Source organism: Kitasatospora sp. NPDC028961 (assembly GCF_055564815.1).
This window is the reverse complement of sequence record NZ_JBVHVO010000020.1, coordinates 88009-111896: the sequence shown is the minus strand read 5'-3', so window position 1 is coordinate 111896 and position 23888 is coordinate 88009. Positions and strand designations below refer to the sequence as shown.

Sequence of the window (23888 nt, the reverse complement as noted above, 5' to 3'; positions counted from 1 at the left end):
TTTCCATCGGTGGAGCCTGGGCTTTCGGGAAATCGCGGGTCAGGTGGGGGGAAGGGGGCGGTCCGGGGTGACGCGGGAGGCGGGGTGCGCGGCCGGCGCGACGCCGGACGGCGCTCGCTACTGGATGCGCAGTGCCAGCGCGGGGCAGCGGTCGACCGCCCGGGCCGCCTGCTGGAGCAGCCGCGGCGGGACGGCCATGACGCCGGCGGCGGGGAAGCCGTCCGCGCCCAGGCCGATCACTTCGGGCAGGACGCTGGTGCAGAGGCCATGGGCCTCGCAGAGCGTCCAGTCCACGACGATGCTGCCGGCGCTCTCCATGACCGGCATCGGGAGGACGCCCTGCACGGAGCGGCCGCAGCCGTACTGGTAGGAGTGCAGTTGCAGGTCTTCGTCGAAGACCTGCAACGCCGAGGCCAGGAACCGGGCGGCGGCGTCCGGGTGGCTGCAGGCACCGCGTCCGGTGACCGCCTTCATCCGGGTCTCGACCACCTCCAGGGCGGCCCGGCCGCCGCCCCGCACCACCTCCTCCAGCGCTGTGACCAGGGCGGGCAGTCCGAGATAGCACGGGCCGCACTGGCCGGCCGTCTCGTCGGCCATCCAGCGGGCGACCCGGAGCGCTTCGCCGAGCGGGCAGGTGGTGTACGGCAGCGGCAGGATCGCACCGGCCCCGAGCGCCCCGCCGAGGCTCTGGAAGGACTCCCGGGACACCACCGCCGCGGCGGCCGCCGCGGGGGTCAGCCACTTGCCGTGGTAGCCGCCGACGAGGACGCCCTGTCCGATCTCCAGGCCGAACATCGCCAGCAGTTCGGCGAGCGGGACGCCGGTGGGCGTCTCCACCACCTGGGAGCCGGCCAGGGTGAGCAGGACCGTCCCGGGCTCCGACGGAAGGCCGACCTCGCGGTAGGGCAGCGCCCCCAGCCGGGCGGCGACGGCGAGTTGCGCGTATGTCTCGGCGTTGGACAGCAGGGTCGGCATGCCCCCGACCCCGCTGTCGCTGGTCCGTACACCGCCGCCGCGCGGGAGGGCGATTCCGCTGGTGATGCCGCGGGCCAGCGCGCTCCCCTCGCCGGAGACGAAGCGCTCGGGCAGCCGGGTGACGCTGACCGCCGGCCTGGTGAGCCTGCGTTCGGCCAGTGCCTGCCGCAGGGACTGCTCGACGTCGACCCGGGTGACCCCGAGCACCACCTGCTCCGCGTCCAGCGCGGCGGCCGCCAGCAGCGCACCGTCCAGCACCAGGTGCGGGGTGCGCAGCAGCAGCGCGGCGTCCTTCAGACAACTCGGCTCTCCCTCCGTACCGTTGACCACCACGACCGGGCGGCCCTTGCGCCGGGCGGCCGCTTTGACGACGGCCCGGATCTTCCTGGCGAACGGGAAGCCGGCCCCGCCCCGGCCGCGCAGGTTGACGTTCTCGGCCAGGTCGGCCAGTTCGTCGGCCGGCATCGTCGTCAGCCGGTCGTGCACCAGCAGGTGCGAGCGGTAGTCCAGCCGTTGGTCGTGCTCCAGGCCCGCGAACAGGACGGGCCGGCCGAGCCAGGCGATGGGTGCGCCGGTCATCCGTCCGACCACCGCCGAGCGGATCCGGTGCCGGCCGGCGGCCGTCCGTCCGTCTCGGGCCGGACCGGGACGGTGCTCCGGCGCGGCGAACCGCGGTCCTGGAAGGCCAGCCGCAACCCGAGCGCGACGACCACGCCGGCCACTGCGACGGTGTAGAGGACGGACACCCAGGGGGCGGGCAGCCGCCCGGCGTTGAGCCCGTGCACCAGCGCGGCGCCCCAGGCGGGGTAGGCGCAGATGTGCACGATCCGCCACCGGCTCGCCTCGCCGGTCCTGGCCAGCACCCCGCGGGCCGCCCCGCCGAGGGCCACGGCCAGCAGCAGGTAGCCGGCCAGGACACCGAGTCCGAGGATGACCGGCCGGTGCGGGTCGGCGAACGGCACGAAGGCCGGGAGCGCGCCGATCTGGTCCTGGATCAGGTTCATCCAGACGTGCAGGACGAGGAAGACCACACCCGCGACGCCCATCGCCCGGTGCACCGCCTGCGCGGCCAGCCGGTGCACCGGGTGCAGCAGCAGCCGGTCGGTCGCCGCGAGGCCCCACAGGACGGCCGCGGAGAAGGACACCAGGGCGAGGACCCCGGCGGCCACCCCGAGGAAGGCCCGCAGCGCGCCGTTGACGACCACGGCCGTCACGCCCAGCGCCACCGCCAGCAGCGGCAGGAACGACCACACCGTGTCCGCGGTCCGGCCGCCCGCCTCGGGCCGGTCCCCGGTGGCGCGGTCCGCCGCCTGGTCACCGCGGCGGCCCCGCGACGGCCCCTCGGCCGAACGCCGGGACCGGCGTCCTTGCCCTGTCGACATTCCTGTGTCCTCCTGCTTCGTGCGTACTGCGGTCCGGTGGGGTGTGCCGCCCGGGTCGGGCCGGCGCCGGGGCGGGCCGCGCGGGGCGCCGGAGTCCGCCCCGGTGGCAACCCAGGTGGCGGCCCGTGCGGTCGTCAGCAGCGGCGTCCCTCGTTGACGCAGCTCGCCATCTGGTCGAGCAGGCTCTGGTCCATCACGTTGATGAAGTCCCCGTGGTCGGTGATCGCGTTGTGGAGCTGCTCGGGAAAGCTGTCGACGGCGATCCGGACCCCGGACGGCACCTCGTAGGTGACCCGCTCCACGAGTTGGGCGATCGTCCGGAAGTTCTTCGGGCAGCCGCCGCTCGCGTTCGAGAAGGCCGTGTGGGAGCGGTGGTTGGCGCTGTCGATGTTCCTGCCGTCCCAGCAGTCGGGGAACTTCAGGGTCCGTACCACCCGGCTGCCGCCGGGGCAGACCGGGTACTTGTCGACGAGCTGCCGGTCCTCGAACCCGGTGCAGCTCCACGAGGCGTGCGCGTTGACCGGTCCGTTGGTGAGGGCTTTGGCGTCGCCGGTGATGATCCGCAGGAAGCGCTTCATCGGCTGGACCCTGTTCCCGTTCGGGGAGCTGTAGGTGATCCCGACCTCGGCCGGTTGCAGGATGGTGCCGCGGTTGCGGTCCCTACCGCCGCCCGGCGCCTGGAAGTCGCTCTCCTGGGCGCCGTCGAGCAGCCGCAGCACCGGCCAGTAATAGGCCGACTGGTCCCCGTCGGAACAGGTGGTGCCGGCGGCTGCGAGCCTGTCGTTGCTGGAGAACGCGCTGGTGGCGCGGTTTCCGACGTAGTCGTGCATGTGGTGGGCTCCGTTGCTCACGCCGGGGGCCACGATCACGTTGTCGGGGTTGAGGTGGCGGTTCCCGTTGCGCCCGCACTGCGAGGTGAAGGTACCGGTGGCAGGGCCGGTCCGGGTGGGCTTGACGACGTTCGGCGAGACGGACCTGATGTCCACGTAGCCGCGGCCGGGTGCGGGCTGCTTCGCGCTCGGACCCTTCACCTCGGCCGTGCCGTTCTGGCCCGCCGGGGCGTAGTCACGGGTGGAGGCGTCGACCACCAGGTCGCGCCGGATCGAGCAGTTCGCCAGCCCGGTGAGGTCCGTGGGGAGCCCGGAGTCCGGCCCGGCCTTGGCCGACAGGTTCCGCAGGGTGGTCGAGCGCTTCTCGGCCAGCGCGCCCATCACCTTCTGCTCGCCGCCCCCGGATCCGGGCTCGGCGAGGGTCTGGTAGGCGTCCGCCACCTGGACGTCGAGGTCGGCGAGGTCCCGGTCGACGTCCTCCTGGGCGTCCTCCGGCACCGCGGCCAGGGCCGCACCGACATCGCCGCAAGCGACCGTACCGACCTGGACGGCGGCCGGCTGCGACCGCGAGGGCCGCTGGCCGGCGAACGCCGCGGCGGCGAGCACGGACACGCCGCTGACGGCCAGCACCCCGGCCAGGAGCAGGGCCAGTGCCCTCCGTCGTGACCTGCCACGTTTGTGGACCTTCATCATCGCACCCTCGAAACGGGATCGGGCCTGTCGGACAGGCCGTGGACGGTCTCTTCTGCTGCAGGTGTCTAACGCTGGGTTCCGGCGGGCGCCGGGACCGGCGCCGAGGCCGGCGGGGACGTGGCGGCCGGCGGACCGGTGAGGTCGCCGAACTTCACCAGCCGGGTGTCCTCCAGGACCGTCATGTGGTCCAGCACCGTGGAGTTGGCCATGGTCGCCAGGTCACGCACGGTGGAGTTCTGGGTACTGGCGCGTACCTGGGCGACGACGGCGAAGACCTGGCCGTGGGCACTGCGCAGGATGTTCGCGAACTGCCGGTCGAACTCGGCGCCCTGGGCGTCGTTCAGTTGTTTGAGCCAGGCCTGCTGCTGGGCGGAGGGCTGGTCGGGTACCTCCAGGCCCAGGGTCCGGGCAGTGTCCAGGGTGGCCCGGTCGAGTTCCGTGTGGCCGTCGACCAGGTGCCGGCGGTCCTGACCTCGGTGCTGCCGCCCTTGGCGAGGGCCATCCGGCCGGCCGGGATCTCCCACAGCCCGGCCAGTCTGACCCGTTTGACGAAGTCCCGGTCGAGTGGTGTCAGCGGCCCGGTCGGGGTCTGCAGCGTCCCCGGTACCTCGTCCGCCCGGGGACTGCGGTACGAGCCCGCGGAGCGCACCATGGGGACCACCAGGGCCGCCGCCGTGGAAATCATGGCCACGATCACGAGAAGAGTGGCGAACGAGCGTGGAAGCCGGCTCACCTTGGGAATACCCAGGGGAGCCTTTCCGGGTCCGCGCTTCTTCCTCGAAGATGACATCGGGTTTCCTCATCATGCCGGACTGGGCGAGCACGCCGGCCCGCCACCGGAATCGGTTGAGGACGGCCGGTGGCCGCGGTGAACACTCGACGAAACGCGGGTCCGTCAGTGGGAGAATTCATCGACGGCGGACGGAGTTCCGCGGTCGCAGGTCCCGGTCGAACGTCACGGAATCTGGAAAGGAGAGCGGGGAGGGGGTCAGGCGCGGACAGGACTCACCGACCGCCGGGCACGGTCGGCGGGCTCGGGCGGCCGGCGCGGGACCGGCTCCCCGGGATCGTCACCGGGCAGGGTCGGCGTATGCATGGCGACTTCTTCCGTGTGGTGCCTCGACGGCGCCGCCTGCGACGGGCGCCGGGCCGCGCGGCGTCGGCGGCCGGGTGGCGCGAGTAGGGCGAGTGTCGCGAGTGGGGCGGGTGTCCGCCGCGTGGGAGCGTCGGACGGGGAATGCGTGGCCGGTCGACCACCAAGGCTCGGGCGCACCGGATCTCCTCCCGGGAACTGCCGGCCTACGGTCGGGCCGGTCGTGAGGAAGAGAGGCGCGAAACGAGGTTTCGTCCCGCTCCTTTTCCCATTCTTTACCCTCCGGAAGAGGTCGCCCGCGTTCCCGCGAAGGCTCCCGCAACCCGTCCGACCGGACGCCGGGGCAGCTCAGAAGGCCCAGGACGGGTGCGCCGCCACCCCGATCCGGCCGCCCGAAGAAGACGACTCCGCCGTGACGCGGCCCGTCGCACGGTACATTGCCCTACCGGCCAGGCCCGCGAGGCGCCGCGCCGCCCCTGTGTCCCTTACCTCCGGACGCGAGCGAGGCCACGATGCGACTCAACCTCAACCAACTGGCGATCTTCGTTCAGGTCATCGAATGCGAGGGGTTCTCGGCTGCGAGCCAGGTCCTGTTCCTGAGTCAGTCGTCCGTCTCGAAACAGGTGCAGAACCTGGAGATCGCCCTGCGGACCCAGCTGGTCGACCGCTCCGGCCCGAGGATCCGCCCCACCCTGGCGGGCACGGTCCTGCTGGCGCAGGCCAAGGAGGTGCTGACGCTGGCGGACCAGGCCGTCCATGCCGTCCAGGCGGCCGCGCTCCTGGGCGGGGAGCCGCTGACGATCGGCAGCACCAGCACCATCGGCGGGCACTTCCTGCCGTCGGTCCTGCTGGAACTGCGGCGCCGGGAGCCGGCCTTGCAGCTCAGCGTCGCGGTCGGCACCGGCGGGCAACTCGCCGAGGCCCTGGAGGAGGGCCGGACCGGCATCGCGCTGACCGGCGTCCCGCTGCCACCCGGCGGCCGGTACCGCTCGGAACCGCTCCTCGGCGAGGAGATGACGCTGATCTGCCCGGTCGACCATCCGCTGGCGGGCCAGGAGCTCACCCCCGCCGACCTGGCGGACGAGACCTTCCTACTGCGGGAGTGCGGGTCGCAGACGCGCCGCCAGCTGACCGACCTCCTGCAGAGCTGGGAGCTGGCCGGCGCACCGACCCTCGACCTGTGGGGCACCGAGGGCATCAAGGAGGGGGTGCGGATCGGCCTCGGGGTGGGGCTGGTGCCGCGCCGGTCGGTCCGGCTCGAACTCCGGCACGGGGTACTGGCCGAACTGGCCGTCAGCCCCGCGCCCGAGGCCCGCACGGTGACGGTCAACTGGACCCTGGCCCGGCCGCTGACGGCGTACGAGCAGATGCTGCTGCCACTCCTGCGGGAGGTGACCCGGGCGCCGGAGCACGACCGGTCGACGCCCCGGGGACGCGGCGGCGGAGGTGCCGTCAAGCGCCGATCGCCCCCTCAGAGCCGCCGGTCGGAGCAGCACGAAGTGATCGGCCGGCCGTGCCATGACGCCCTCCCCGCCGTGGCGTCCGGGGCCGTCCCACCCCGGGAAGGGCACCCACCAGCCACCGACGGCCCCGTCGAACCGCTGCCCGCCGCGGCCCCCGCCATCGAGCGCCGGCTCGAACGGGCCCTTCAGTACGGCAGGGGGCCGCGCCCGGCGCGCACCTGACCCGGGGGGGGAGGACCCGGGGGCTCCGCGCGCCGAGGGCGGAGCCTCCGGGCGGTGGTCAGTGCGCCTTTCGGTGGGTCCGGCGGGTGGCGCTCCTCATCCGGAGCCGGTAGCCGAGGAGGAGTCCGGCGATGAGCAGGGTGCTGCCGGCGGCCACGACCAGTGGGGTGCGGCTGGAGGAGCCGGTGTGCGCCAGGACGTAGTCGTGGTTGTCCCGGTCCGTGTCCGTGTCCGCCTGGGCGAGAGCGTCGCCCACGGTCGGGGACGGGGTGGGCGACACCGTCCCGGGTACTGCCGCTCCGGTCGTGGCGGCCGGGGTCCGGACCGACGGGGACTCCTGCGCCGGCTCCGAGGCGGAGGGCCGTACGGGCGGGGGTGACGGTACGGGCGTCGCGGTGGTGACGGGCGGCGGCGCGGCAGAGGAGGGCATGGTGGGAGCCGGTCCGGCGGGGGTCGGTGCGGCCGTCGGGTTGCCGGCGGCCGGGGAGATGGAGGTGATGGAGACGTCGTCGTAGTAGATGACCACGGGGGGCGTCCCGCCGTTCACGTATCCCTTCTCGGCCTTCCAGTTCGGCCGGTACAGGCCGATCTTGTGATACGGGGCCGTGTCGCGGTGGGGGGCGTTCGTGGTCCGGCTGTAGTCGTTGGGGCCCTGGTGGGAGCCCACCTGGGTGCCGTCGAGGCGGGCGGCGAGGGAACCGGGTGTGGTGGCGGTGAACCAGGTGATGTCGAAGGACCACTGGTTCCAGTGGCCGAGTCGTACGGGCCCGAGGTCGTACCTGGCCTCGTTCAGGGGACCCGCCCCCTCGGTCCAGTGGACGAGCATCAGCCACCTGTCCGCCTTGACCGCGAGGACGACGGCAGGGATCGTGCCCTCCCCGCCGTGCCACTGGGACACGATGGTCTGGGCGTCGAAGGACGTCCAGTCCTGCGGCAGGTAGTTGGCGAAGGTGTAGCGGTAACTGCCGTACGGCAAACGGCTGGTGGCGATCTCGGCGCGGTAGGAGTTGCCCTGGTCCGGCATGGTGAACCGGGCGGCCCTGCCGCCGTGGCCACCGGGCGCCGCCACGACGTCCACCGAGCCCTTGCCGTCGATGCCCTCGCGGGGCCACACGCCGGTGTTGCCGGACTCGAAACCGTCGCCGAAAGGGACGGTGGTGGACTCCGCGGCCGCGACGGGGCCGACGGACACGCCGCCCACCGCCAGGACGGCCGTCAGAAGAACGGCGGCCCGACGGCTGCGACTGTGACGCTGGGACATGGACCATCCTTGGAGCTGAGGAGTGACGGCTGCGGTGCGGTGCGGGGACCCACGCCGGGGAGGGTGACGCGGACCCCCGCACCCAGCTCTCTCCGGACACGCCTGGCATATGCGGTGAGAGCCGACTACCGGTAAGAGACGGGTCTCGCCGCCCCGTCCCGGCCCGTTACCCACGCGTTATCGCTGGCCTCCGGCCCACCGGTCGCCCGTCGGACCATCCGAGGTAACGAACCGGCCAAGCCGCGGGCCGGGGCTCTCGCTCGGTACTCCCCCTGGCACAGGACGACGCCCGGTCGGTGCGCAGCGCGCCACCGGGCGCGGACCCACCCGCACGCCCGAGGAGAACCGTGGGAGAGTCAGCCCTCGCTCCGGTCGCCGTCCCCAGCGACGAGGCCGCCTCTTCCGGCCCCACCCTTCTCAGGCGCTGCGCGCCGGCGGCCCCCCGGTCACCTCGAACACCTGGTCCGTGCCGGTGACGTCGAGCAGCCGGACCACCTGGTGCGAGGGGCGGGCGAGAGCCAGGAGAGTCCCGCGCTGCTCGGCTTGCAGGCGGGCCCGGAGCAGCTCGTTGAGGCCGCTGGAATCGCAGAACGGGACCGCCGACAGGTCGACGAGCACCACGGACGGGGCCGGGGTGCGGAGCAGGACCCGGTTGAACACGGCATGCAGGACGTCGACTTGGTCGATGTCCAGGTCCCCCGAGACCTCGATCACAGGCCCGGTACCGGTCTCCCGGACGACGGCCGCGATCTCACGCCCTGGGGTATCGCTCACGGTGGCCCCTCTTTCCGCTGTCTCGCATCGAATGGACACGACGATCCTAGAGGGGGTCCGGCCGCTGGTGATCCGGCGAAGCCTCTGTCCACCGCCCCGTCTCGTCGGTGATCGAGGGCGGGGTGTGCGGCGCCTGCCGGCTCCGGGGTGGGCGATCCCCGCCGGGGCCGGCGGCGGTGGCGGCGGGCCTGCCGTCCACCCGCGGGCACGCTGCCGCACACCCGTCCGACTCGACCGGATGCGGCCGTCCGCCGTCCGGGCCTCCGCGAGCCCGGGTGTCCGGAGGCCGGGGCCCCGCTGGTCAGGGCAGAGGTGTGCCGCCGGTGGCGTTGACGATCTCGGCGGTGATGTACGAGGACTCCTGGGAGGCGAGGAAGACGTAGGCGGGGGCCATCTCGGCGGGCTGGGCGGCGCGGCCGAGCGGGGACTGCTCGCCGAAGTGCGCGACCTTCTCCTCGTCCATCGTCGCCGGGATCAGCGGCGTCCACACCGGGCCGGGCGCGACGGCGTTCACCCGGATGCCGTCGGGCGCGAGCTGCCCGGCCAGGCCCTGGGTGAACGCGACGATCGCGGCCTTGGTCATGGCGTAGTCCAGGAGGTGGGGGCTGGGCTTGTACGCCTGGACGGAGGCGGTGTTGATGATCGAGGCGCCGTCGCGCAGGTGGGGCAGGGCGGCCCGGGTGGTCCAGAACATCCCGTACAGGTTGGTCCTCATCACCCGGTCGAACTGGTCGGTGGTGATCGCGGCGAGGCCGTCGGGCTGGGACATCTGGTAGGCGGCGTTGTTGACCAGGATGTCGAGGCGGCCGAACACGTCGACGCAGCGGGCCACCAGCTCGGCGCAGAAGTCCTCGTCGCGCAGGTCGCCCGCGACGGCGAGGGCGCGCCGCCCGGCGTCCTCGACCAGCCGGGTGGTCTCCGCCGCGTCGGCCTCCTCCTCGGGGAGGTGGCAGAAGGCGACGTCGGCGCCCTCGCGGGCGAAGGCGAGGGCGACGGCGCGGCCGATGCCGGAGTCGCCGCCGGTGATCAGCGCGACGCGGCCGGCCAGCCGGCCGGCGCCGCGGTAGCTGTCCTCCCCGTGGTCGGGGCTGGGGCGCATGCTCTCACCGCTGCCCGGGTGGGGCTGGGACTGCTCGGGGAACGGCGGCTGCGGCTGCTGGGAGGTGGGGTCCTGAGGGGTGTGCTGGTCGCTCATCACGGCGGATCCGGTGCTCCTTCGGAGTGGGTGCGTCGGGTTCGGGGCGAGTCTGGCCCCCCGCGGGGGCGTTCGCGCGGTGGGACGGGCCGTGCGGGTGGTCCGTGCGCCGCCCGGGTGTCCGCGGCGGCGCACGGGGTACACGTGCGCCCGACCACGGGCCGTCTACCCCGGAAAGGAACGCGCATGGACGCGATCGTGCTGCTGAAGGAAGACCACAAGACCGTCGAGAGCCTGTTCAAGGCCTTCGAGAAGGCCGGCGACCGGGCCTTCGCCGAGAAGCGCCGGATCGCCGACCAGGTGATCGAGGAGCTGACGGTCCACGCCGTCATCGAGGAGGAGGTCTTCTACCCGGCCGCCCGCGAGGCCGCGCCCGACACCAAGGACCACGTGCTGGAGAGCGTCGAGGAGCACCACGTCGTCGTGTGGATGCTCTCCGAGCTGGCCGGCATGGACCCGGAGGACGAGCGGTTCGACGCGAAGATGACGGTGCTGATGGAGAACGTCCGCCACCATGTCGAGGAGGAGGAGAAAGAGTGGTTCCCCGAGGTCCGCAAGGCGATGGGCCGCAACCGCCTGGTCGAACTCGGCGAACAGCTGGAGGAGGCGAAGAAGTCCGCCACCCGCGACCCCCTCAAGGTGCCCAGCGCCACCGCGTGACGGGCGCGCGAGGGGTAGGGGAGCGTGTCGTCCCGTCGACGGTGAGAGGTTCCGCCGCTTCCGCTGCCAGGGCGTGGCGGTGACCCGTTCGTTCACGGGGGATCGTGTGGTGAAAACGAACATCCGCCCGTGAGCATCCGGGGGGACGCGGTGGAGGCCGTCCTCGGAGCCTCTCCGCTCTTCCGGCCCGGCGTGTGGTGCCCGCCGGCGCCGGGCCTCCTGGTGAGCGGAGGAGCAGAGCAGCAGCCCGGTGGGCCGCCGGTCAAGGGCCCACCGGGCTGTCGGCTTTCCGCTGGTGGGACGGCACTCGGGGGAATCGTGCCGGTGCGCGCGGGGGATCCTACGGCTCGGGCGGGCCACCCCCGCCAGGCCCCCGGAAGCATCCCCCGACAGACCGTGACGGCATGTCAAAGCGATCTCTTTCACGTCCGATCCCTTGACGCTCGTCGGCATGAGGGTCTTCCATGTCACTGCACGTCGGAACCTGTTGCATTCCGTTTCCTTCTGTTGTCATGGTTCCGTCTGTGTGCGCCCGGCACCCACCCCTCCGCCGGGCACCTCTCGTGCCCGGTCCTCGGGTCCGGCCACCTACCCCCGTCGTCGTGACTTCCCACCACCAGCAGCCCGGCCGCCCTACCGGCCTGCGACGCACCCCTCCTTCCGCGCAGAGTCGCGCGTCCCCCACTGGAGCCGTCATGTTCACCACGCCCCAACGCCGAGCCGTGGCCGCCACCGGCCTCCTGCTCACCTTGGGTCTGAGCAGTGCCTGTTCCACCGGCCAGGAGTCCACCTCGGCCTCGGGGGCGGACGCCCCGATCGCTCCGGTCAGCGGGAAGATCTCCATGACCTACCTCCAGAAGCAGGGCGACCAGGAGTACTTCGTCGGCGAGGCCGAGGGCGCCAGGGCCAAGGCGACCGAGCTCGGCGTCGACCTCAGGATCGTCAACCTCGGCAGCGACGCCAACAGGACCGTCAGCGAAGTCCGGTCCGCCATCGCGCAGAAGACCAACGGCCTGATCGTCGTCGTCCCCGACCCGGCGGTGGGCCCGCAGGTGGTCCAGGCCGCGCGGGACGCCAAGGTCGCGCTGCTCACCTCCGACGACCAGATCTGCGCCACCGGCCCCGACCCGGCCACCTGCGCGAAGCAGAACCTGGTGCCCCGGATCGGCTTCTCCGGCGCCCAGATGGGCGGAGAGGTCGGCAAGCGGGCCGCCGAGGAGTTCAGGAAGGCCGGCTGGAACCCGGCCGAGACCCGCACCATCTCCGCCTGGAAGCAGGACGTCACCGTCTGCACCGACCGCGTCAAGGCGGCCAAGGAGGCCTTCGCCGCCGGCGCCAGCGCCGGTGTCCAGAACATCGACGTCGCCACCGACAACACTCCGACCGGCGCCCAGGACAGGATCGCCGCGACCGTGACCGCTAACCCCGGGGTGAGGAACTGGGTCGTCTGGGGCTGCAACGACGAGAACGTCCAGGGCGGCGTCACCGCGCTGGAGAACGCCGGCATCGGCCCGGACCGGGTCATCGGGGTGGGCCTCGGCGCCTACCTCGCCTGCAAGAACTGGGCCGGCGGCAGGCCCACCGGCATGAAGGCCGCCCTGTTCATCAACGGCAAGGACGTCGGCGCCCTGGCCGTCCAGACTCTGTACGACAAGCTCAAGAACGGCAAGGACATGCCCGCCGAGGCCTTCGCCCCCACCACCATGGTCAACGCCACCACCTGGCAGAGCAGCAGCGTCACCTGCCACTGACGTCGCTCCCCCACCGGGCGCCCCCGGGCCGCGAAGCAGGCTGTGGCCGCCGGGCGACCCGGCGACCACAGCTGGTGGAGCGTTGCCTCGACCCTCCCCTACTTCAGGTAGGGACCGTCGGTGCCGATCTTGCCCGGGGCCGCGTTCTTGCCGCCCAGGTCGAGGACGTAGACCCGCAGGTTGCCCTTCCCGGGGGCGGCGATCGCCATGGTGCCGTCGGCGACGACCTTGACGTCGCCGGAGACGGCGTCCTTGTAGGTGCCGTTGGGGATGCCGGTGAAGGTGGCGCCGTCGGTGACGGAGACCAGGGCGAAGGAGTCGACCCCGCTGGTGGCGTCGGTGTAGCGGCGCTTGAAGGACATGCCGCCGCCGCTGACACCCTCGGTGGAGTACTGGCCCATCTGCAGGGCGGGAACCGCCCGGCGGATCTGGTTGAGCCGCTGGACCTGCTTGACCAGCGGCTGCTGCAGCGTGGTGGCCACCGCCCCGCTCGCACTCGACACCACCGAGAAGTCGGAGGCGGTGACGCTGCCCTCGACGTGGTCGCCGTAGTAGGCCCGGCCGGTGGTGGCGAGCGGGCAGGACGGGCCGCAGTCGATCTGCTTGCCGGCCTGGAACTCGATCTCGGAGCCGTAGTACAGGGTCGGGATGCCGCGGAAGGTCCACATCAGGGCCATGTTCTCGGCCCAGGCGTCGGTGCCGCCGGTGTACCGGACGCTGGACTTGTTGGGCCCGTAGTCGTGGCTGTCGACGTACACCACGTTGTAGGTCGCGTCGTTGGTGGAGTCGTCGGAGTCCTTGCCGTTGTTGAAGGCGTTGTGCGCGTCACCGAAGTTCATGTGCATCCGCATGTCGATGATGTTCATGCCGGAGAACTTCGAGTGGTCGGGCGCGTGGTAGGTGTTGCCGTCCAGGAAGGCGTTGGTGGACGTCGGCTGGTTGCCGGTGCCGAGCTGCTCCTCGTAGTTGTACTGGTCGAGCGCGGCCTGCACGTCGTTGCTGGTGTAGTCCTTGCGCTCCTTCCAGGTGTAGAACTGCGCGGAGTGGTTGACAGAGCCGCGGTTCCACTTGTCGTTGACGAACGCGGCGACCTCGCCGAAGACGAAGAAGTTCTGCGCCTTGGCCGGCCCCCAGTCCTGCGTGACGCGCTGCTGGATGGCCGGCAGGAAGCGCCGGTTCCAGGTGACCCGCGGGACGTGCACGGCGGTGTCGACGCGGAAGCCGTCGACGCCCATGTCGATGTACTTGTTGTACGCGCCGATCAGGTAGTTCTGGACCTCGGCGTTCTCGGTGTTGAAGTCCGCGAGGTCGTCGGCCAGCCAGCAGGAGCGCGAGTCCTCGCCCTCCCAGTTGCCGATCCAGCACTGGTGGTAGTACTTGGACGGGAACATGCCCGAAGTGGGGTTCGGCCACTGGCAGTTGTAGATGGTGTAGCCCTCGGGGCTCTTGTACTGCGTCGGGGTGCCCCAGCCGACGCAGGTCTGGCCGGCGGGCTGGGTGGAGGACCAGAGGTCGCCGTTGTAGTACGACTTGCCGGTCTTCGGGTCGATGGTCAGGCCGTCGTACTCGAAGCCGGCCTCCTTCTCGTCGTAGTACCAGGACCACTGGGAGTCCCGGACGCCGTAGACGGTCGGCACGAACAGGCCCTTGGCGCCCCAGCGGGAGCTGTGGTTGTAGACCACGTCCTGGTAGATCTTGACGCCCTTGGCGTGGGCGGCGTTGATCAGGTCCTGGTAGGACGCCCCGGCGGACTCCAGGCGCGGGTCGACCTTGTAGAAGTCGTAGCCGTGGTAGCCGTGGTAGTCGTAGTCGGAGCGGTTCAGCACGACCGGGGTGATCCAGATCGCGGAGAAGCCGAGGCCCTTGATGTAGTCGAGCTTCTGGACGAGGCCCTTGAAGTCGCCGCGGAACATCGGGTCGTTGTTCGCCGCGTTGCCGGAGGCGACGTTCTGGTTGCCGCCCCGGTCGTTGGACGTGTCACCGTCGTAGAACCGGGCGGTCAGCACGAAGTAGATCGGGTCCTTGCGCGGGTCGGTCCCGATCATCTCGCCGGCCTTGGCGGGCGGCGGGGCGTCACCGGTGGTGGCGACCGCGGCGGCCGAGGCCGCCGAGACGTTCCCGGCGGCGTCCAGGGCCTTCACCGTGTAGGTGTAGACGGTGCGCGCCTCCAGGCCGGTGTCGGAGTAGACCGTCGAGCCGGCGTTGATCACCGAGGTGCCCTTGGTGCCGCCGGTGCGGGTTATCTGGTAGCCCGTCACCCGGGTGTCGTCGGTGGACGGCTCCCAGGTCAGCACGACGGACGTGTCGGTGGCGGAGGCGTTCACCGAGCCCGGCACGCTCGGCGCGGTGGTGTCCGGCTTGACGCCCGCGCACGGGTCGGCGGTGTTCGCCGTGACCTTGCTGTTCTGCACGGTGCTGATGCCCGCCGGGACGACGTAGTTGTTGCCGTTGTTGTTGTCCCAGGTGCCGAGGCCGTTGTTGAACGTGGCCGCCATGCCGGTCGCGGAGCCGAGCGGGACGGTGCGCTTGAACCAGCCCGGGCAGGCCAGTTCCATGCCGACGCCGGGCACCGCCGTCCACGCCCCGCCCGTCGGGGCGTAGTGCAGGTTGACGGTGCTCCAGCCCACCGCCGCGGTCGAGTAGAAGACGGTGGCGCTGTTCCCGGCCGGCGGGGTGCTGCTGCCGGACGGCGACGGGGACGCCGAGGAGGACGGCGACGCCGAGGACGAGGGGGAGGTCGACGGCGAGGGGGAGGTACTCGGGCTCGAACTCGCGCTGGGGCTGGGACCGGGGCTGCCGTCGGTGCCGCACGGCTCGGCACTGCCGACCACGCCGTCCTTGACCGTGACCACGCCCGTTCCGAGGGCGTAGTTCTTGCCGCCGTTGCTGTCCCAGCTGCCGGCACCGTTGTTGAAGGTGGCCGCCAGTCCGTTCGCGGTGCCCAGGGCGACGGTCTTCTTCACCCAGTCCGTACAGGCCGCCTCCATCGCGACGCCCGGTACGGTGGTCCAGGTGCCCCCGTTGGGGGCGTAATGCAGGTCGTAGGCCGACCAGTTGCGCGACTTGGTGTAGTAGTAGACCGTCGTGCTCGCGCCCGCCGGGGACTGGCTCGGGGCCGGGCCGGGCGAGGCGCTGCCGCCGCCGTTGTCGGCGCCGCACGGGTCGCTGTGGGCGATCACGCCGTCCTTGACCACCACCGTGCCGGTGCCCAGGGCGTAGTTCTTGCCGCCGTTGCTGTCCCAGGTGCCGGCGCCGTTGTTGAACGTCGCCTGCAGGCCGCTGGCGCTGCCCAGGTCGACGGTCTTCTTCACCCAGTCGGTGCAGGCCGCCTGCATGGCGGTGCCCGGCGTGGTGGTCCAACTACCACCGTCCGGAGCCCAATGGAGGTTGTACGTCGACCAGTTGTGGGTCTTGGTGTAGTAGAAGACGGTGGCGGTGTTGCTGCCGGTGGCCGTACTGGCCGTCGTCGCCGCGGTCGCGGCGGTGTCGAGTGGAGCGGTGGACAGCAGACCGGCGGTCAGGGCCGCCGCCGCTGTCAGGACGGCGACTGTGGAGCGCCGCCGGTGCCGTGCTCGTCTGGTCAAGGGAGAGTCCCTCGGTCATGGCCGCAGGCGGTGGGGACTGCCTTGCGGCAGGGGGTGGGTGGGGGCACTTGCGCAAGAACCTGCAAGAGCTTCCAGGAGGTTACTGACGCATGACCGGGCTGTAAAGGCTTCCCGGCCGCCTGTGAACGCCGGCATAGCGCCACAAATCCCTCCGTTCCGCGGCCGGATCTTTCGCGCCCGGCGCCGGCCCGAGCCCGGGGAGCCGTTCGGGACGCCGCACCCGGGGTGGCGCGCCGATGCGGAACATCCCGGGCACACCCGCGGCAGCGGCCCACGCTCACCAGGGCTCTGCCGCCGGCTTGGTGACCCGCCGTCGGGAGATCCAATCTGAAAAGGTTTGCAGCAAATTCATGTACGACATTGCACGAGCTCTTGACGATCCCGCCCCAGGGCGGGATGGTCGTCTCGCATCCTCCACCGCCCGCCCCAAAGTCTCCGGGCGCCCCGCACCGCCGTACAGCCGGACGCCCACCCCCGCGTCCGTGCGACGGCCGGCCCGCCGGAACTCCTGGCGGGATCCCCACGGCCCGCAGAACGTCCTGCCGCACCGGGCTGCCGCTCGTACCCGGACGACAGCCGGCTTCCGAGCCCCGGCCGTGCCCGCCTTGCCTCTCCGCGCCGTTCCGGGCTCCACGCCCGACGTGTCCGGCATGCCGTCGAACACCCCCTTCCACCCACCTAACGGAGCTTGTCCATGAACGAGTTGACCCGCAGATCCCGGCCCGAGGAACGGCCCGAACGCTGGGGGCGCCGCCCGGACCGGTCGGCGCGCACCGGACGCGGACCGGTCGGCCTGCTCGCCGCCGGGGCCCTGGTCGCCGGCGTGGTCCTGCCGCTCGCCTTCCAGGGCGACGCGCAGGCCGCGGCGACGCCGAACGGCGGCGACGTGATCGCCAACCTCTTCGAGTGGAACTGGAAGTCCGTCGCCTCGGAGTGCACCGACGTCCTCGGCCCGAAGGGCTACGGCGCGGTCCAGGTCGCCCCGCCGGCCGACTCGATCAAGCTGAACGGTGCCCACCCCTGGTGGGAGGTCTACCAGCCGGTCTCCTACTCCCTGAACAGCCGGATGGGCACCGAAGCCCAGTTCAAGGCCATGGTCACGGCCTGCCACAACGCCGGTGTGAAGGTGTACGCCGACGCGGTGCTCAACCACACCGCGGGCGTCAACCAGACCAGTGGCAGCTCCTACGGCGGCGCGGCCTTCAACCCGGCCGCGTACACCTACAACGACATCCCGTACGGCCGAGCGGACTTCCACGGCTCGCCCCCGTGCCCGAACGCGGACCTGGGCATCAACGACTGGAACAGCGTCGCGCAGGTCCAGGAGTGCCAGTTGCTCTCGCTGTCGGACCTGAACACCGAGTCGGACTCCGTCCGGGGCAAGATCGCCGGATATCTCAACAGCATGGTGGCCGCCGGGGTGGACGGCTTCCGGGTGGACGCGGCCAAGCACGTCGCGCAGGCCGACATGGCCGCCATCCTCTCCCGGGTGCACGACACCGCCTGGGGCGGACGGCCCTACATCTACCAGGAGATCTTCCCCGGCAGCGGCGGCCAGCTCGCACCCGCCGCGTTCGAGGGCAACGGCAGCGTGCTGGAGTTCACCTACGCCTTCAAGCTCAAGGACCAGTTCAACGGCAACATCGCCAACCTGAAGACGTTCGGGCAGAGTTGGGGCCTCGAACCGAGCGACAAGTCCGCGGTCATGGTGACCAACCACGACCTGGAACGCGACCAGACCACGCTCACCTACAACAGCGGCGCCAAGTACAACCTCGCCCACGTCTTCGAACTCGCCTGGGGCTACGGCACCCCGCAGGTCTACTCCGGCTTCCGCTTCGGCAACCGGGACGACTCCCCGCCGGCCGACGCCAACGGCTTCGTCACCGACACCAACTGCTCCAACAACACCTGGACCTGCACCGACCGCAACCAGGGCATCGCCAACATGGTCGGCTGGCACAACGCCGCCCAGGGCCAGGCCGTCGCCAACTGGTGGGACAACGGCAACAACGCCATCGCCTTCAGCCGCGGCAACAAGGCCTGGGTGGCGATCAACAACAGCTCCACCGCCGTCACCCAGACCTTCAGCACCGGCCTCGCCGCCGGCACCTACTGCGACGTCATCCACGGCGACCTCACCGCGACCGGCGCCTGCACCGGCACCACCGTGACCGTCGACGCCTCGGGCAAGGCCACCGCCACCGTGCCGCCCGGCGACGCCGTCGCCCTGCGCACCGGCGTCGGCGGCACCACGCCCAGCCCGAGCAACAGCCCCTCCACCAGCCCGTCCACCAGCCCGTCCGGCACTCCCTCGGGCAGCCCGTCCCCGAGCACCACGCCGGCCGACGGCACGACCGTCTTCTACAGCACCGACCGGAACTGGCCCGCCTACAACCTCCACTACGCCCCCAACGGCGGGAGTTGGACCACCGTCCCCGGCGTGGCGATGACCCCCGCCTGCACCGGCTGGGTGAAGAAGAGCATCGACCTCGGCGGCGCCACCGGCCTCGCCGCCACCTTCAACAACGGCGCCGGCACCTGGGACAACAACAACGGCAACAACTACGCGCTGCGCACCGGCGCCGTCACGGTGAAGGACGGCGTGGTCGGCAGCGGCGATCCGTGCGCCACGGCCACCTCCAGCCCGACCCCCAGCGCCACCGCCACCCCCTCCACCGCCGGTGCCTCCTTCGCGGTCAACGCCACCACCGCGACGGGCCAGAGCGTCTACCTGGTCGGCAACACCGCGGCGCTCGGCAACTGGAACACCGGCGCCGCGCTGCCGCTCTCCCCGGCGAGCTACCCGGTGTGGAAGCTGGACGTCGCCATGGCCGCCGGCACCGCCTTCGAGTACAAGTACATCCGCAAGGACGCGAACGGGAACGTCACCTGGGAGAGCGGGGCCAACCACACGGCCACCGTCCCGGCGAGCGGGAACGTCACGCTGAACGACACCTGGCGCCCCTGACCCGCCGCCCGCGGCACGGCGGAGAGGACGGCGGGTGTGAGCACCGCACCCGCCGTCCTCTCCGCCGGTGCTCCCGGGGCCCCGTGCAGAACCCGGACGCCGGGCGCCTGCGCGGCGCCCTCCTCCCCCACCCGAGCAAGGACCTTCCCTTTATGCGCCGTGCCCCCGTGACCCTCGCCCTGACCGCGGCCGTCCTCACCGCCCTCACCGCGCTGAGCGGCTGCGACGCCGGAGGCAGCGCCGCCGGGCCCGCGCCGGCCGGTGCGGGACCGATCACCATCTCCTGGTGGGACACCTCCGACGCCCAGCGGGAGGCCCCGGCCTACCGGGCCCTGGTCGCGGACTTCGAGAAGGCGAACCCCGGTATCGAGGTCACCTACGACAACGTCCCGTTCGCACAGGCCCGGGAGGACTTCAAAGCGGCGAAGGGCACCACCGACGCCCCCGACGTGCTGCGGGCGTACGTCGGCTGGATGCCCGACCTCGCCAGGTCCGGCGACCTCGCGCCGCTGGACGGCACCGCCGCCGCGGCCGACCGGGCGAAGACGCTGCCGACGGCGATCGAGCAGGCCACCTACGACGGGAAGCTCTACGGCATCCCGCAGGTCACCGACACGCTGGCGCTGATGTACAACAAGGACCTCTTCGCCAAGGCCGGCCTCGGCGCGGCACCCGCCACCTGGGACGAGCTCAAGGCGGACGCCGCCCGGATCAAGGAGCGGACCGGCGCGGACGGATTCGCGTTCATCCCCCAGGACTACTACGCCATGCCGTTCCTGTACGGCGAGGGCACCGACCTGGTCGACGTCGCGGCCAAGCGGATCACCGCCGGCTCGCCTGCGGCCGCCACCGGGATCGACACCCTCAGGGACCTGCTGGCCGCTCCCGGCGTCGCGAAGCCCGACACCGGCGACGACGCCTACGCCACCGTGATGGACGCCTTCAGCGACGGCAGGACCGCCGCGGTGATCCAGGGGCCCTGGGACACGGCAGCCCTCCTCGGCAGCACCGCGTTCCCCGACAGCGCCAACCTCGGCATCGCCGCCGTCCCGACCGGTACCGCGGGCCGGCCCGGTGCCCCGCTGGGCGGCCACAACCTCGTCGTCAACGCCGCCTCCGACACCGCGCACCGCGCGGCCGCCGAGAAGTTCGTCGCCTTCATGACCTCGGCGCGCTCCCAGGCGTTCGCCGCCGCGAAGAACGCGACCCTGCCGACCCGCGACGACGCCTACACCCCCGAGGTCGACGCCGTCCCCGGCCTCGCCGCCTTCCACGCACTGCTGCCCACCGGCAGGCCCCGCCCCGCCCTGGCCGAGTACACGCTGCTCTACGAACCCTTCGACACCGAACTCGTCAAGATCCTCTCCGGCCAGGAGGACACCCGCACCGGCCTCGCCAACGTCGTGACCGAGGCGGCGAAGCTCCTCCCCGGCTACGGCACGCCCTGACCCGGCGGGAGGCCCCCGGTCGCGGAGCCTCCCGCCGGGTGGCGCCCCACCGCCGACCCGTCGAACGAACCCCCGGGGCCCGAGCCCCGGGGGTTCGTTCCGCCCGCGCGGTGTCAGGGCCGCGCGGGACCGGACCGGCGCCGGATCAGGGCAGCGGGGCGCCGCGGGCGGCGATCCACAGCTCGTACCACTCCTCGTGGCTGAGCTCCGGCTCGCGCAGCACGGCGTCGCGGCAGGCCGCGATGCGTTCGGGGCGGGCGGTGCCGATGACCGGCGCGATGCCGGCCGGGTGGCGCTGGAGCCACCACAGCACGATCGTCTCCGGCGTCGTCCCCCTGCGCTCGGCGAGCCTGCCGACGAGTTCACCGGCCGGCGTCGGCTCGCTGCCGGTGAAGCGGCCCCGGGCCAGGGCGCCCCAGGCCTGGAGCCGGATCCCGTGGGCGACGCAGTACTCGACCGTCCCGTGCGGGAAGCCGTTCGAGGCGGCGGCGGAGGTGTTGACCAGGACGCCGGCCTCGACCCAGTCCCGGCGGTCCAGGCTCATCTCCAGCTGGTTGACGACCAGGGGCACGTCGAGCACCGACTGGAGCCGGGCGATCTGCGCGGCGCTCATGTTGGACACGCCGAACCGCCGTACCAGGCCCTGCCGGTGGAGCGAGCCGAGGGCTTCGGCGATCTCCTCCGGGCCGGCCAGCGGGTCGGGCCGGTGCAGCAGCAGCACGTCGAGGCTGTCGGTGCGCAGCCGGGTCAGGCTCTCCTCCACCCGTCGGAGGATGCTCGGCCCCCGCAGGTCGTAGTGGCCCGGCCGCCCGCCTTCGGGGAGCCTGATACCGCACTTGGTCTGCAGGGTGATGCGCTCCCGCAGGCCGGGGGTGCGGGCGAGCACCTCGCCGAAGACCGCCTCGGACTTGCCGTACCGGTAGATGTCGGCGTGGTCGAAGGCGGTGATCCCGGCGTCCAGCGCGGCCCCGACCGCCGCCTCGGCGTGGTCGATGTCCGTCGCCGTGTACGGGCTGTCGTCCCAGCTGCCGCCGAGGCCCATGCATCCGTACAGGACGCGGTCGGCGGTGGCCCCGGTCATGCCGCTCCCCCGATCAGGTCCGCCAGCATCTCCGCGACGGCGAGCACCGGAAGCTGGGTGTTCGCCGCCGGGACGGTCGGCAGGACGGAGGCGTCGACGATCCGCAGGTTCGCCACGCCGCGTACCCGGGCCTCGCCGTCGACCACCGCCAGGGGGTCGTCCGGCGCTCCCACGGCGCAGGTGCCGACGGGGTGCCAGTAGGTGCCGAGCCGGCCGCGCAGGTCCTGGTCGGACAGGTCCCGGGCGGGGTGGCCCCGGACCGGACCGGCCAGTGGCTTCAGGGCCGCCGTCGCGGCCATCCGCTCGACGATCTCCAGGCCCGAGCGCAGGACGGCGAGGTCGCGGCCGCCTTCGTCGGTGAGGAAGCCGGGGTCGATCTCGGGGGCCGCGGCGGGGTCGGCGGACGCCAGCCGCACGGTGCCGCGCGAGGCCGGTTTCATGACGAAGGCGGAGATGCCCGCCTCGTACCGGCCCGGTGGGAGCTTGCCGAACAGCGGCGGGCCGGCGACGGGCAGGATGTGGAGGTCCCAGGAGTCGTCCGGGCAGAGTTCGCCGGCCGCCCGGACCAGCATCCGGCTGACGTACAGGTCGCCGTCGGCCTCCTTCGCGGCGAGCGCCGCGTTCAGCTCGTCGGTCGGCGCCAGCGGCACGAAGACGCCGGGCTGGTCGGTGAGGTTCGATCCGACGCCGGGGAGGTCGATCTCGGGGCGGATGCCGACCGTCCGCAGGTGGTCCGCCGGGCCGACCCCGCTGCGCATCAGCACGGCGGGCGAGCCGAAGGTGCCGCAGGCCAGCAGGTAGGCGTCGGCGACCAGGGTCTCGTGCCTCCCGCCGATGTCGACGCGGACGCCGCGGACCCGGCCGGCGCCGATGTCCAGCCGGTCCACCGCGGCGCCGGCGAGGACGGTCAGGTTGGGCCTCGCGCGTGCCGCGTCCAGGTAGGCGAAGGCGGCGTTGTGGCGCACTCCGTCGAAGGCGTTGAGCAGGGGCGTGCCGTAGCCGGGCCCGCCCGGGGTGCCCATGTCCACCTCCCGGAAGCCGAGTTCCGCGGCCGCCGCCAGGGCGGCGCGGCTCCACGGCGAGAACTCGCGCTCCGGTACCCGGCGCAGGCCCATCTGTTCGACCGCCGCGAGGCGGTACGGCTCCAGCGCCGCGGCCGTCCAGCGCGGACCGCCGGCCCGGGCCCACTCGGCGTGGTCGGCCTCGGATCCCCAGGTGTTCCAACAGCCGTTGATGCAGGAGGAGCCGCCGAGGACGCGGGCGCGGATGCGGTGCGCCGGGGCGTGGCGCTCCCACACCTCCTCGCGCGGCAGGGCGCGGGCGTTCAGCACCTTCGCCGGCCAGTCCTGCCGGTCGGGGCCGAAGTCGGGACCGGCCTCGACCAGGCAGACGGTGCGGTCCGGGTCCTCGCTCAGACGGGCCGCCAGCACGCAGCCGGCCACTCCCCCGCCGAGGACGATCACGTCGTAGCCGGCCGGTGTGCCCGTCACGCGCCCGCTCCCGCTGCCGCGGCGTCGAGTTCGGCGAGGCGGGCGAGGAGTGCGTCCCGGCCGATGGAGTCGGTGCCGGTCGCCGGCACGGTGCAGGCGTAGGCGCCGGCGATCGCGCCGTACCGGGCGCAGCGCGCCGCCGGCTCACCGGACAGCCAGCCGAGCAGGAAGCCCGACGCGAAGGCGTCGCCCGCGCCGTTGGAGTCGATCACCGGTGCGGGCGGGGTGACGACCGGCACGTGGGTGATCTCCCCGTCGGCGAGCAGGTACGCGCCCTCGGCGCCGGCGGTGGCGACGACCACCCGGGCCCGGCCGCGTTCGGCGATCTGCCGCATGGTCCGCTCGGGGTCCGCCAGGGCGGTGGTGGACACGAACACGACGTCGGCCTCGTGGGCGAACGGCTCGTGGTAGGGGTTGGTGCCGTCCCAGTTGTGCAGGTCGGTGGAGACGGTCAGGCCGGCCTCGCGCAGCAGCGGCAGGGCGAAGGCGCAGGGATAGGTGATCGAGACGTGCGCGTGGCGGCTCACCGCGGCCAGCGCCCGGACGGTCTCCTCGGGCAGCCGGTCCGCCTCGTGCGAGCGGCTGTCGTCGTAGAGCGACAGGCGCCGCCCGTCGGGGCCGACCAGGTTGACGGCGCGCTTGGTGCCGCCCGGCAGCGGGACCTCGGTGAGCGGGATCCCCCGGTCGCGGTGCAGGGCCCGGATCAGGTCGCCCGCGTGGTCGGCGCCGATCATGTCGAGGTGGTGGGTGCGCAGGCCCAGCGCGCTCAGGCCGAGGGCGACGAAGTCGCCGGTCTGGCCTGCCCGCATCTCGATCCTGGGCACCATGTAGCTGTCGGCGAACGGGAGCGGCAGCTCGGGCACGTACACGATCGTGTCGACACCGGCGCCTCCCAGGACGAGGACGTCTGTCTCGGTGCTCATGGGTGTTCCTCTCGGACGTAGGGTCCGGGTGGCGGTGGCCGTGGGCCCCGACCCGGTGGTGGGCCGCTCCC

Annotated in this window: 16 protein-coding genes; 5 read left to right on the top strand and 11 right to left on the bottom strand. The window is 72.4% G+C overall.

Annotated elements, in window-relative coordinates; genetic code table 11:
* Positions 1 to 117 precede the first annotated feature (117 nt).
* The 4 genes from ACZ4UX_RS27385 to ACZ4UX_RS27370 all read right to left on the bottom strand — a co-directional run bounded on the left by ACZ4UX_RS27385 (position 118) and on the right by ACZ4UX_RS27370 (position 4404).
* Positions 118 to 1554: an NADH-ubiquinone oxidoreductase-F iron-sulfur binding region domain-containing protein gene (locus tag ACZ4UX_RS27385; protein WP_465708652.1), complete on the bottom strand. Its 1437-nt coding sequence runs from the start codon at positions 1552 to 1554 to the stop codon at positions 118 to 120.
* Positions 1551 to 2357, bottom strand: a complete 807-nt coding sequence (locus ACZ4UX_RS27380) for a hypothetical protein (protein WP_465708651.1) — start codon at positions 2355 to 2357, stop codon at positions 1551 to 1553. Before ACZ4UX_RS27380 ends, ACZ4UX_RS27385 begins: the two co-directional genes overlap by 4 nt.
* Before the next feature lie 134 nt (positions 2358 to 2491).
* Positions 2492 to 3877 carry a DUF1996 domain-containing protein gene (locus ACZ4UX_RS27375; protein ID WP_465708650.1) on the bottom strand — a complete coding sequence of 462 codons (1386 nt, stop codon included), beginning with the start codon at positions 3875 to 3877 and terminating at the stop codon, positions 2492 to 2494.
* 68 nt (positions 3878 to 3945) lie between these two features.
* Positions 3946 to 4404 (bottom strand): DUF4142 domain-containing protein, encoded by a 459-nt coding sequence (locus ACZ4UX_RS27370; protein ID WP_465708649.1) that lies wholly within the window; start codon positions 4402 to 4404, stop codon positions 3946 to 3948.
* Positions 4405 to 5485: 1081 nt separating this feature from the next.
* Between ACZ4UX_RS27370 and ACZ4UX_RS27365 the strand changes: the two genes are divergently transcribed.
* Entirely contained in the window at positions 5486 to 6658 is a 1173-nt protein-coding gene (locus ACZ4UX_RS27365) for a LysR family transcriptional regulator (RefSeq protein ID WP_465708648.1), read from the top strand.
* Between the two features lie 58 nt (positions 6659 to 6716).
* Here ACZ4UX_RS27365 and ACZ4UX_RS27360 read toward each other — a convergent pair whose 3' ends face one another.
* From ACZ4UX_RS27360 to ACZ4UX_RS27350, 3 genes are all read right to left on the bottom strand, one after another.
* Positions 6717 to 7919 (bottom strand): polysaccharide lyase, encoded by a 1203-nt coding sequence (locus tag ACZ4UX_RS27360; protein ID WP_465708647.1) that lies wholly within the window; start codon positions 7917 to 7919, stop codon positions 6717 to 6719.
* A gap of 417 nt (positions 7920 to 8336) precedes the next feature.
* Positions 8337 to 8693 carry an STAS domain-containing protein gene (locus tag ACZ4UX_RS27355; RefSeq protein WP_465708646.1) on the bottom strand — a complete coding sequence of 119 codons (357 nt, stop codon included), beginning with the start codon at positions 8691 to 8693 and terminating at the stop codon, positions 8337 to 8339.
* A gap of 301 nt (positions 8694 to 8994) precedes the next feature.
* Positions 8995 to 9888 carry an SDR family oxidoreductase gene (locus ACZ4UX_RS27350; RefSeq protein ID WP_465708645.1) on the bottom strand — a complete coding sequence of 298 codons (894 nt, stop codon included), beginning with the start codon at positions 9886 to 9888 and terminating at the stop codon, positions 8995 to 8997.
* Positions 9889 to 10074: 186 nt separating this feature from the next.
* Between ACZ4UX_RS27350 and ACZ4UX_RS27345 the strand changes: the two genes are divergently transcribed.
* Both ACZ4UX_RS27345 and ACZ4UX_RS27340 read left to right on the top strand, forming a co-directional pair.
* Positions 10075 to 10548 carry a hemerythrin domain-containing protein gene (locus ACZ4UX_RS27345; protein WP_329485275.1) on the top strand — a complete coding sequence of 158 codons (474 nt, stop codon included), beginning with the start codon at positions 10075 to 10077 and terminating at the stop codon, positions 10546 to 10548.
* Positions 10549 to 11243: 695 nt separating this feature from the next.
* The gene (locus ACZ4UX_RS27340) at positions 11244 to 12299 is read left to right on the top strand and encodes a substrate-binding domain-containing protein (protein ID WP_465708644.1); all 1056 of its coding nucleotides are present in this window, start codon (positions 11244 to 11246) and stop codon (positions 12297 to 12299) included.
* Between the two features lie 98 nt (positions 12300 to 12397).
* On the opposite strand, the gene ACZ4UX_RS27335 is transcribed toward ACZ4UX_RS27340, so the two are convergent.
* On the bottom strand, positions 12398 to 15883 hold the full coding sequence (locus tag ACZ4UX_RS27335; RefSeq protein WP_465708643.1) for a carbohydrate binding domain-containing protein: 3486 nt from the start codon (positions 15881 to 15883) through the stop codon (positions 12398 to 12400).
* A gap of 715 nt (positions 15884 to 16598) precedes the next feature.
* Between ACZ4UX_RS27335 and ACZ4UX_RS27330 the strand changes: the two genes are divergently transcribed.
* Together ACZ4UX_RS27330 and ACZ4UX_RS27325 are read left to right on the top strand one after the other, a co-directional pair.
* Complete coding sequence (locus ACZ4UX_RS27330) at positions 16599 to 18875, top strand: carbohydrate-binding module family 20 domain-containing protein (RefSeq protein ID WP_465708642.1); 2277 nt, start codon at positions 16599 to 16601, stop codon at positions 18873 to 18875.
* Between the two features lie 152 nt (positions 18876 to 19027).
* Entirely contained in the window at positions 19028 to 20323 is a 1296-nt protein-coding gene (locus ACZ4UX_RS27325; protein ID WP_465708641.1) for an extracellular solute-binding protein, read from the top strand.
* A 145-nt stretch (positions 20324 to 20468) separates the two neighbouring features.
* Here ACZ4UX_RS27325 and ACZ4UX_RS27320 read toward each other — a convergent pair whose 3' ends face one another.
* From ACZ4UX_RS27320 to ACZ4UX_RS27310, 3 genes are read right to left on the bottom strand one after another with little or no spacing between them, the layout of a single operon-like run.
* Positions 20469 to 21404, bottom strand: coding sequence for an aldo/keto reductase (locus ACZ4UX_RS27320; protein WP_465708640.1), 936 nt, complete (start codon positions 21402 to 21404; stop codon positions 20469 to 20471).
* Positions 21401 to 22894 (bottom strand): GMC family oxidoreductase, encoded by a 1494-nt coding sequence (locus ACZ4UX_RS27315; protein ID WP_465708639.1) that lies wholly within the window; start codon positions 22892 to 22894, stop codon positions 21401 to 21403. The genes ACZ4UX_RS27320 and ACZ4UX_RS27315 overlap by 4 nt, the downstream gene beginning before the upstream one ends.
* Positions 22891 to 23817, bottom strand: coding sequence for an adenosine kinase (locus tag ACZ4UX_RS27310; RefSeq protein ID WP_465708638.1), 927 nt, complete (start codon positions 23815 to 23817; stop codon positions 22891 to 22893). Before ACZ4UX_RS27310 ends, ACZ4UX_RS27315 begins: the two co-directional genes overlap by 4 nt.
* Positions 23818 to 23888 lie beyond the last annotated feature (71 nt).

Bases quoted from the DNA above. Each gene is read 5' to 3' on its own strand.
- ACZ4UX_RS27310 (WP_465708638.1), bottom strand. From the start codon at position 23,817: ATGAGCACCGAGACAGACGTCCTCGTCCTGGGAGGCGCCGGTGTCGAC.
- ACZ4UX_RS27360 (WP_465708647.1), bottom strand. From the start codon at position 7,919: ATGTCCCAGCGTCACAGTCGCAGCCGTCGGGCCGCCGTTCTTCTGACG.
- ACZ4UX_RS27345 (WP_329485275.1), top strand. From the start codon at position 10,075: ATGGACGCGATCGTGCTGCTGAAGGAAGACCACAAGACCGTCGAGAGC.
- ACZ4UX_RS27340 (WP_465708644.1), top strand. From the start codon at position 11,244: ATGTTCACCACGCCCCAACGCCGAGCCGTGGCCGCCACCGGCCTCCTG.
- ACZ4UX_RS27365 (WP_465708648.1), top strand. From the start codon at position 5,486: ATGCGACTCAACCTCAACCAACTGGCGATCTTCGTTCAGGTCATCGAA.
- ACZ4UX_RS27375 (WP_465708650.1), bottom strand. From the start codon at position 3,877: ATGAAGGTCCACAAACGTGGCAGGTCACGACGGAGGGCACTGGCCCTG.
- ACZ4UX_RS27350 (WP_465708645.1), bottom strand. From the start codon at position 9,888: ATGAGCGACCAGCACACCCCTCAGGACCCCACCTCCCAGCAGCCGCAG.
- ACZ4UX_RS27330 (WP_465708642.1), top strand. From the start codon at position 16,599: ATGAACGAGTTGACCCGCAGATCCCGGCCCGAGGAACGGCCCGAACGC.
- ACZ4UX_RS27320 (WP_465708640.1), bottom strand. From the start codon at position 21,404: ATGACCGGGGCCACCGCCGACCGCGTCCTGTACGGATGCATGGGCCTC.
- ACZ4UX_RS27325 (WP_465708641.1), top strand. From the start codon at position 19,028: ATGCGCCGTGCCCCCGTGACCCTCGCCCTGACCGCGGCCGTCCTCACC.
- ACZ4UX_RS27385 (WP_465708652.1), bottom strand. From the start codon at position 1,554: ATGACCGGCGCACCCATCGCCTGGCTCGGCCGGCCCGTCCTGTTCGCG.
- ACZ4UX_RS27380 (WP_465708651.1), bottom strand. From the start codon at position 2,357: ATGTCGACAGGGCAAGGACGCCGGTCCCGGCGTTCGGCCGAGGGGCCG.